Source organism: Caulobacter sp., from assembly GCF_049283275.1.
In the GTDB taxonomy this organism is placed as follows: domain Bacteria; phylum Pseudomonadota; class Alphaproteobacteria; order Caulobacterales; family Caulobacteraceae; genus Caulobacter.
Window position 1 is genome coordinate 1 of the sequence record NZ_JBAPVS010000254.1, and the last position, 7,927, is coordinate 7,927.

Consider the following 7,927-nt stretch of genomic DNA (forward strand, 5'->3'; position numbering starts at 1 on the left):
CCGTCCATTCGTCCGCAAATGAAGTCGGCGGTGTTTAGCCGCCGTAGCCTTCCGGCAGGTCGTCTTCTTCCAAGAGCTCTTCCTTGGAAACTTCTTTTTCTTTGATCTTGGCCTTGTCGAAGATCAGGTCGACGACCTTGTCTTCATAGATCGGAGCGCGCAGGGCGGCCTGCAGGTCGGCGCGCTGGCGGTACATGTCGAACACCTGCTGGGCTTGCGCGCCGTATTGGCGGGCTTCGCGCATCATGGCGTCGGCCAGTTCCTGTTCGGTGACGGCCACGTCGTTCTTGCGGCCGATCTCGGCGAGCACCAGACCCAGGCGCACGCGGCGCTCGGCGATCTTCTTGTACTCGTCCTTCAGTTGGTCTTCGGTCTTGCCTTCGTCCTCAGGGGCCAAGCCGCCCTGGGTCTTGTCGGCCTGGACCTGTTGCCAGATGCCGGCGAACTCGGCGTCGACCATGCGCGGCGGCAGGGCGAAGTCGTGCTTGCTGTCCAGGATGTCCAGCAGAGCGCGCTTCAGCTTGAAGCGCGACGAATTGGTGTAGCGGCCTTCCAGGTTCGACTTCAGCAGGTCCTTCAGGGCGGCCAGGTCGGTCAGACCCAGGCGCTTGGCCAGCTCGTCGTCGGGCTCGGCGTCGACCGGGGCGCGCACTTCCTTGACGGTGGTGGCGAACTCGGCGGCCTTGCCGGCCAGGTTGGCGGCTTGGTAGTCGGCCGGGAAGTCGACCTTGACGGTCACTTCGTCGCCCGGCTTGGCGCCGACCAGTTGAGCTTCGAAGCCCGGAATGAACTGGCCCGAACCCAGGGTCAGCTCGGCGTCGGTGGCGGTGCCGCCGTCGAAGGCCACGCCGTCGATGGTGCCGACGAAGTCGATCAGCAGTTGGTCGCCGTCCTTGGCCTTCAGGCTCTTGCCCGTGCGCGGCTCATAGGTGCGGGCCTGCTTGGCCAGGTCGGCCAGGGCCTCGTCGACCTCGGCGTCCGAGACCTTGTAGACCGGCTTGGTCAAGGTGATCGACGCGGGGTCGATCGGCTCGAAGTCCGGCATCACTTCCACGGCCAGTTCGAAGGCCAGGTCCTCGCCGCCGGCGAGCACCTTGTCCATGTCGGACGAGGGCTTCAGGTCCGGCTGGCCGGCAGGGCGCAGCTTGTTGTCGTCCAGCACCTTCTGGGCGCCTTCGTTCAGCGTCGCCTCGATGACTTCGCCCATCAGGGCCTTGCCGTATAGGCGGCGAACGTGGGCCTTCGGCACCTTGCCAGGGCGGAAGCCCTTGACGTTCATCTGGGGCGCGACCTCGGAGATCCGGGCTTCGAGACGCGTGGCGAGTTCACTCGCGGGCACCGTCACGCCATAAACGCGGCTGAGGCCTTCGCCCGACTTTTCAACGATCTGCATCGACATTCTTAGCTTCTCGGCTCTTCGGGCGTTCGCGCCCGTCGTCCGCCCCAGGGGTCAAAACATCAAAGCCGCCCACGTCACCGGGGCGGCGAAAGAGCGCCCTTATGTCACGCGATTGGCGACCATCCAAGGGCATTGGCGCCCTCATGGAACGAAAGTCCCGTCGAGCGGCGCGCCTCACCGGGCCAGGGACCTGGTGAAGGTGGTGCGGATGAGAGGACTCGAACCTCCACGCCTCTCGGCGCTAGAACCTAAATCTAGTGCGTCTACCAGTTTCGCCACATCCGCACGATGCGCGGAAAGCGGGTTAGACATGCCCGGCCAGCTTGGCAAGCCGCCAACGGTCAGGCGAACGCCACGGCTGTTCGCCCCCTCGGCCGCGGGATCGATTATTTCTTCCGCCTCCCGGGAACAATTTTCCCTGGAGCCGGTTATTCAAATGTCCGCGGTTGTTCAACAACGCCCCGGATTTACGCCGGCCCGGGCCATGCCCCCCCGACTGACGCCCGGGCCGGTGTTTCCCCCAACGATTGCCGCAGAACGATCCGCCCCCTGGGCGGGCTTGCCTTTGACTTCGCCCCAGCAAGCTTGCGCCATGGAAACCATAGAAATCGTCGAAGATGAGAAGGGCTGGACCGTCAAGCACGACGCCCACGTGTTTTTCATCGACACCGTGGCGCCCACCCAGCTGGTCCTGGTCCGCAAGACCACAACCAGCCGCGGGCCTGCCAAGATTAAGGGCGAGCCTTCCACAGCGCGGCCAGGACGGAGGGCGCCAGGTCCGGCAGATCCTCGGCGATCAGGCCGGGTCCGTGGGCGGCCCCGGCTTCGGCGTGAATCCAGGCTCCCGCGCAGGCGGCCTCGAAACTATCCATCCCCTGGGCGATCAGGCCGGCGATGAACCCGGCCAGCACGTCGCCCGCCCCTGCCGTCGCCAGCCAGGGCGCGCCGTTCAGGCTGACCGCGGCCCGGCCGTCGGGCGCGGCGACCACCGTGTCCGAGCCTTTCAACAGAACCACCGCCCCCGCCCGCCGCGCGGCCTCCCGCGCCGCCGTGACGCGTTCGGGCGACGCGGCCAAAAGGCCGGGAAAGATCCGTTCGAACTCGCCGGGATGCGGGGTCAGGACATCGTCGCGGTCCAGCGCCGAGAACAGCGCCCCGGGATCCTCGGCGAAGCTGGTCAGTGCGTCGGCGTCGACGACCAGGGCCGCGCCGTTGCGAGCCAAGGCGAAGACGTGCCGCATCGTCGCCTCCCCCACCCCCGCCGCCGGTCCGATCACCACGGCGTCGGCATTCGCGGCGCGAGTCTGCAGGTCGTATTCGCTTTCGAACGGCGCCAGCATCACCGCCTCCAGATGGGCGGCGTTGACGGCCAGGGCGTTGGGCGGCGAGAGCACGGTCACCACTCCTGCCCCGATGCGCAGACCTCCGCGCGCCGCCAGCCGGATCGCCCCGGTGTTCCAGGCCTCGCCGCTGACCGCCATCATCCGCCCTCTGGCGTGCTTGTGGGCGTCGGGCGCCGGCCAGGGGAAGCGTGCGGCCCACAGACCAGGGTCGTTCTCGAACAATCGCCCCTGCCCGGTTTCCTCCAGGCCGATGTCGGCCACCACCACCTCGCCGCAGGCGGCGCGGCCCTGGGCCAGGACGTGGGCCGGCTTGCGGCGATGAAAGGTGACCGTCAGCGTCGCCTTCAGGGCCCGCTCGCCCAGCGGGCGTCCGGTGTCGCCCAGGATTCCGCTGGGCACGTCGACGGCGACGATCCGCGCCGCTCCGGGCATGACCCGCGCCAAGCGGTCGGCCTCGCCTTCAAGGGGCCGCGACAGGCCGGCGCCGAACAGGCAATCGATATAGAGCGACGCAGAGCCCGGTTCCGAAACCAGCGGCCCGGTCTCACCCTTCCAGCGTCCGGCCGCCCATTGCGCCGCCGGACTGGCGGGCGGGGCCAACGCCTCCACCCGCACGGGCCAGCCGCCGCGCCGCAGATGCCGGGCGATCACATAGCCGTCGCCGCCGTTGTCGCCGGGACCACACCAGACCACCGTGGCGCAGCGCGCGTAGCGCTCACGAACGAGGTCGGCCACGGCGCGGCCGGCGCGTTCCATCAGGACGGTCGTCGGTGTTCCCGCCTCGGCCGCCGCGCGATCCGCCGCGGTCATCTCGGCGACGGTCATGATCTCGCGCGGCACGGCGGCTCCTTGTCTTGGTGAGATGGCCCTAGAGAACCTGCGTCGAGGCTTCGCGGCCTTTGTTGACCAGGATCAACGCGCCGTCGACCACATCGAACACCGTCACCGAAACGTGGTCGGGCCGGAACGCGGCCACCAACTCGCCGCCGGTCGCCACGGACACCGCCGCGTTCAGCGCCACGAAGTGACTGAACACAGCGGCGTCGGGATGCGAGGCCACGCCCTCGGCCACCTGTCGGGTCCAGGCCGCATAGTCCAGATCGCCCCGGATGTCGCTCCACCGCCCCTGGAACGCCTCGCGCAACCATCCGGGGCGCGCTTCAGCCTCAAGGGCGGCCGGCGTCGGGATCTCGCCGACCCTCGGATCGATCTCGACCGGCACGCCCAAGGCGGCGGCCAGCGGCTGGGCGGTTTCCCGACAGCGGCGCAGCGGCGAACTCACCACCCGGCGCGGCCGCTCCCCCTCGGGCAAGGCCAGCAAAACGCTCGCCACCGTCCGCGCCTGCTCGGCCCCGGTGGCGTCCAGGCCGGGATCCTGATCCGCATCGCCCCAAGTCGAGGCAGGACGACCATGGCGGATCATATGAATGCGGCTCATCGGCTTCCCCCGTCTTCGCAATATCTTCCTAGCGACGCCCGCGACGCCGGTCCCGTTCTAACGCTTCCGGCGTCGGGCCGGGCGCGCTTCGCCGTCGGAACGTGCAAATGCGCAAAAACCGACCCTGACCTAGTCGCCTCATCCGCCCCGGATTTCGCCGCAATCTTCAGCAGTTTTCGAAGCGAAGGCGCATTTTTGGCCACTCCTCAGAAATGGCCGCAACCCCTTACCGCCGCGGACTATGGGCCTTCGCTCCGGTTCTTTGCCGCCAAAACGGTGGTTTTGACGATCGTTGGTCGGCAATCGATCCGCATGGAGCGGTTTGACCGCCCAAACCTGCACTGATCAACTTTCAGGCTTTACGTGCACAAATATGCATCATTGAGCCGAACTCGACAGAACTCCCCCCATAAAGCGCGTCACCGCGCTTGTGAGCCCGCGGGCCACCGTGCTCCGTGCCGCTCTGTCAGCGGCGCCCGCGCCGTATGGGCGTGAAAGAAGTCTGATGAAAAAGATCGAAGCCGTCATCAAGCCGTTCAAGCTCGATGAGGTCAAAGAGGCGCTCCAGGAGATGGGCGTGCAAGGCATGACCGTGCTGGAAGCCAAGGGCTATGGCCGCCAGAAGGGTCATACCGAGCTCTATCGCGGCGCCGAGTACGTCGTCGACTTCCTTCCCAAGATCAAAGTCGAAGTCGTGGTTGAAGACAGCCAGTTGGAACCCGCCCTCGAAGCCATCACCACCGCCGCCCGCACGGGCCGCATCGGCGACGGCAAGATTTTCGTGTCCGAGATCACGGAAGTCGTCCGCATCCGCACCGGAGAAACCGGCCCGTCCGCCGTCTAGGCCAGGCCGAAAACCGCTTAACGCTCAAAGGGGATAACGATGAGCACCGCCAAGAAAATCCTGGATCTGATCAAGGAAAAGGACGTCAAGTACGTCGACGTCCGTTTCACCGACGTGCGCGGCAAGCTGCAGCACGTGACCTTCGACATCGATCTGGTCGATGACGACTTCCTCAACGACGGCACCATGTTCGACGGCTCGTCGATCGCCGGCTGGAAGGCCATCAACGAGTCGGACATGAAGCTGCGTCCGGACCTGACCAGCGCGATCATCGATCCGTTCTACCAGCAGACCACCCTGGCGCTGTTCTGCGACGTGGTGAACCCCGACACGGGCACGCCTTACAACCGCGACCCGCGCTCGATCGCCAAGAACGCCCTGGCCTACGTCAAGTCGTCGGGCATCGGCGACACGGTGTTCTTCGGCCCCGAAGCCGAGTTCTTCATCTTCGACGACGTGCGCTGGAGCACCGCTTCGAACAACACGGGCTATTCGTTCGACTCCGTCGAACTGCCGGGCAACTCGGCCAAGGAATATCCGGAAGGCAACATGGGCCATCGTCCGGGTCCGAAGGGCGGCTACTTCCCGGTCAACCCGATCGACTCGGCTCAAGACCTGCGCGGCGAAATGCTGGCCGTCATGGGCGAGCTGGGCATGAAGCCGGAAAAGCACCACCACGAAGTGGCGCCCGCCCAGCACGAACTCGGCCTGAAGTTCGACACCATGGTCGTGATGGCCGACCGGATGCAGCTCTACAAGTACGTGATCCACAACGTGGCCCACGCCTACGGCAAGACCGCCACCTTCATGGCCAAGCCGATGTTCGGCGACAACGGCTCGGGCATGCACGTGCACCAGTCGATCTGGCAGGACGGCAAACCGCTGTTCGCCGGCGACAAGTACGCCGGCCTGTCGGACATGTGCCTGTGGTACATCGGCGGCATCATCAAGCACGCCAAGGCGATCAACGCGTTCTCGAACTCCACGACGAACTCGTACAAGCGCCTGGTGCCGGGCTACGAAGCCCCGGTGAAGCTGGCCTACTCGTCGCGTAACCGCTCGGCCTCGATCCGCATCCCGCACGTCGACTCGCCGAAGGCCAAGCGCATCGAGGCGCGCTTCCCCGATCCGATGGGCAACCCGTACCTGACCTTCGTCGCCCTGCTGATGGCCGGCCTGGACGGCATCAACAACAAGATCGATCCGGGCGCGGCCGCCGACAAGAACCTGTACGACCTGCCGCCCCGCGAGCAGAAGAAGATCCCGGAAGTCTGCGGCTCGCTCCGCGAGGCTCTGGAAAACCTCGACAAGGACCGCGCCTTCCTGAAGGCCGGCGGCGTCATGGACGACGACTTCATCGACAGCTACATCGAGCTGAAGATGGAAGAGGTGATGCGCCTGACGCTGCACCCGCACCCGGTCGAATTCGACATGTACTACAAGTGCTAAGCCTTACGGCCTAGGACGAAGGACAAGGCCCGCGGAGCGATCCGCGGGCCTTTTTCATGTCCGGTTCACGGGTCGGGGTGGGTCGCCGCCTACGCCTCCCAAGGCTCCAGCGCGCTATGCGGCGCCTGCGCTTGCTCGATGCGAACAAGGTCGAGGACGCCGATCATCTGGTGGAAGCGCGCTCAGCCCAATCCCACGCCGCCGACCGGCGCCGTTTCGAAGCGATGTCCGAACCCCGCGATGATCGGGCGGGCCTTGGCGATGGCGACCTGGACGGCCGGCAGCTTCAGCGAGGCGGCGTGGCTGTCCTTGTCGGTCCAGACCTCGGTGATCCATAGGGCGTCGGCGTCGGCCGCGTCCTTGGCGACGATGTAGCTGAGGCAGCCGGGCATGCCTTCGGTGCTCTCCGCCAGAATGGCGACCAGTTCATCCCGCTTGCCGGGCGCGGCCTTCATCTGGCCGATCAGTCCGTACATCGTCTTGTCCATTTGGGGCTTGTCCTCCTTGGCCTGGGTCAGCGACGGCGCGGCGACGGCGGCCAGGCCCAGCCCGCCCGCCAGCACCGCGCGGCGCGCCAGACCATCCGTTGAATCTAGGTGAGTCATGAGTCCTCCGGCAGGCAGCTTGACGGTGGATTGGCCATAAGATGTCAGCAGTGAACGCCGCGCTTGGCCCTCGTCCTTCAACAAGCTCAGGATGAGGACCACTTCGCAGGCCTCGGCGGTAGAAAACCTCATCCTGAGCTTGTCGAAGGACGAGGTTTTCGCCGCCCCGGGGCGCGCTGAACTTCGCCCCCTAAACCTTGCACTCGCCTTGGGTCGCGACACTGGCGCCCTGGGCGGTGGCAGTGCAGGCGCTGGCGTAGGTCTTGCCGTCGCAGCCGCAAACCGGGGCGTAGATCATCGGGCACATCTGGGGCGCCTTGCGGCAGGTCCCCGCGCCGTCGGCGACCTGGCACTGGCCGGCCGGCATCTGGCAGACCAGGCCCGAGACGCACTGGAAGCCCGCGAACCCGCCACACATGCCGCCCTCAGCCACCGGCGTGCGCGCGTTGGTCGGCGGCGTCGGCTGGGCGGGGCTGGAACCGGGGCTCGAACAGCCCAGCAGGGTCAGCGCGGCCAGGAGGATCAGGGGTCGCCAAGTCATCATCTGCTCCAGGGGCTGAAACCGTCTAGGAAACGCACCATCCTGCCATGCGTCCGGTCAGGCGGGCAATTCGACGCGCGACGGCCCGCGCCGCGACCTATCCCCCTCTTTTCTTCGTGTCCCGCACGGCCCATACGGGGCGCTCCCGCCGAATCGACGCATGTTCCTGTAATGTCCTCCAAAGACGCTCCCGCTTCCTTCTCGCTGTTCGACGACGACGCCTTGGCCCCCGTGCCGGCTTCGCCGTTCCCGGCCCGTGAACCGCATCCCACGCCCGCGCCGCGCCCCGCCGCGCCGCCGCCGCCCTC

At 66.6% G+C, this 7,927-nt stretch carries 7 protein-coding genes and 1 tRNA gene; 2 read left to right on the top strand and 6 right to left on the bottom strand.

Annotation, left to right across the window (positions count from 1 at the left end):
- Positions 1 to 34: 34 nt before the first annotated feature.
- From tig to WAL33_RS14460, 4 genes are all read right to left on the bottom strand, one after another.
- Positions 35 to 1,393, bottom strand: coding sequence for a trigger factor (tig, locus tag WAL33_RS14445; RefSeq protein ID WP_422182224.1), 1,359 nt, complete (start codon positions 1,391 to 1,393; stop codon positions 35 to 37).
- A gap of 206 nt (positions 1,394 to 1,599) precedes the next feature.
- A tRNA-Leu gene (locus tag WAL33_RS14450) sits at positions 1,600 to 1,684 on the bottom strand.
- 446 nt (positions 1,685 to 2,130) lie between these two features.
- Complete coding sequence (locus WAL33_RS14455) at positions 2,131 to 3,582, bottom strand: NAD(P)H-hydrate dehydratase (protein ID WP_422182218.1); 1,452 nt, start codon at positions 3,580 to 3,582, stop codon at positions 2,131 to 2,133.
- 28 nt (positions 3,583 to 3,610) lie between these two features.
- Positions 3,611 to 4,180: a histidine phosphatase family protein gene (locus tag WAL33_RS14460; protein ID WP_422182219.1), complete on the bottom strand. Its 570-nt coding sequence runs from the start codon at positions 4,178 to 4,180 to the stop codon at positions 3,611 to 3,613.
- Positions 4,181 to 4,685: 505 nt separating this feature from the next.
- On the opposite strand from WAL33_RS14460, the gene WAL33_RS14465 reads away from it, so the two are divergent.
- Entirely contained in the window at positions 4,686 to 5,024 is a 339-nt protein-coding gene (locus WAL33_RS14465; RefSeq protein WP_422182220.1) for a P-II family nitrogen regulator, read from the top strand.
- Positions 5,025 to 5,063: 39 nt separating this feature from the next.
- Positions 5,064 to 6,473 (top strand): type I glutamate--ammonia ligase, encoded by a 1,410-nt coding sequence (glnA, locus tag WAL33_RS14470; RefSeq protein ID WP_422182221.1) that lies wholly within the window; start codon positions 5,064 to 5,066, stop codon positions 6,471 to 6,473.
- A gap of 182 nt (positions 6,474 to 6,655) precedes the next feature.
- Here the strand turns inward: glnA and WAL33_RS14475 are convergent, their stop codons facing one another.
- Together WAL33_RS14475 and WAL33_RS14480 are read right to left on the bottom strand one after the other, a co-directional pair.
- Positions 6,656 to 7,078 carry a putative quinol monooxygenase gene (locus tag WAL33_RS14475; protein ID WP_422182222.1) on the bottom strand — a complete coding sequence of 141 codons (423 nt, stop codon included), beginning with the start codon at positions 7,076 to 7,078 and terminating at the stop codon, positions 6,656 to 6,658.
- A gap of 190 nt (positions 7,079 to 7,268) precedes the next feature.
- Complete coding sequence (locus WAL33_RS14480) at positions 7,269 to 7,619, bottom strand: Kazal-type serine protease inhibitor domain-containing protein (RefSeq protein ID WP_422182223.1); 351 nt, start codon at positions 7,617 to 7,619, stop codon at positions 7,269 to 7,271.
- Between the last annotated feature and the right edge of the window lie 308 nt (positions 7,620 to 7,927).

What these genes read in the sequence shown, in the direction of transcription:
- WAL33_RS14465 (WP_422182220.1), top strand. Translation starts at nt 4,686, where the DNA reads ATGAAAAAGATCGAAGCCGTCATCAAGCCGTTCAAGCTCGATGAGGTC.
- WAL33_RS14460 (WP_422182219.1), bottom strand. Translation starts at nt 4,180, where the DNA reads ATGAGCCGCATTCATATGATCCGCCATGGTCGTCCTGCCTCGACTTGG.
- tig (WP_422182224.1), bottom strand. Translation starts at nt 1,393, where the DNA reads ATGCAGATCGTTGAAAAGTCGGGCGAAGGCCTCAGCCGCGTTTATGGC.
- WAL33_RS14480 (WP_422182223.1), bottom strand. Translation starts at nt 7,619, where the DNA reads ATGACTTGGCGACCCCTGATCCTCCTGGCCGCGCTGACCCTGCTGGGC.
- glnA (WP_422182221.1), top strand. Translation starts at nt 5,064, where the DNA reads ATGAGCACCGCCAAGAAAATCCTGGATCTGATCAAGGAAAAGGACGTC.
- WAL33_RS14475 (WP_422182222.1), bottom strand. Translation starts at nt 7,078, where the DNA reads ATGACTCACCTAGATTCAACGGATGGTCTGGCGCGCCGCGCGGTGCTG.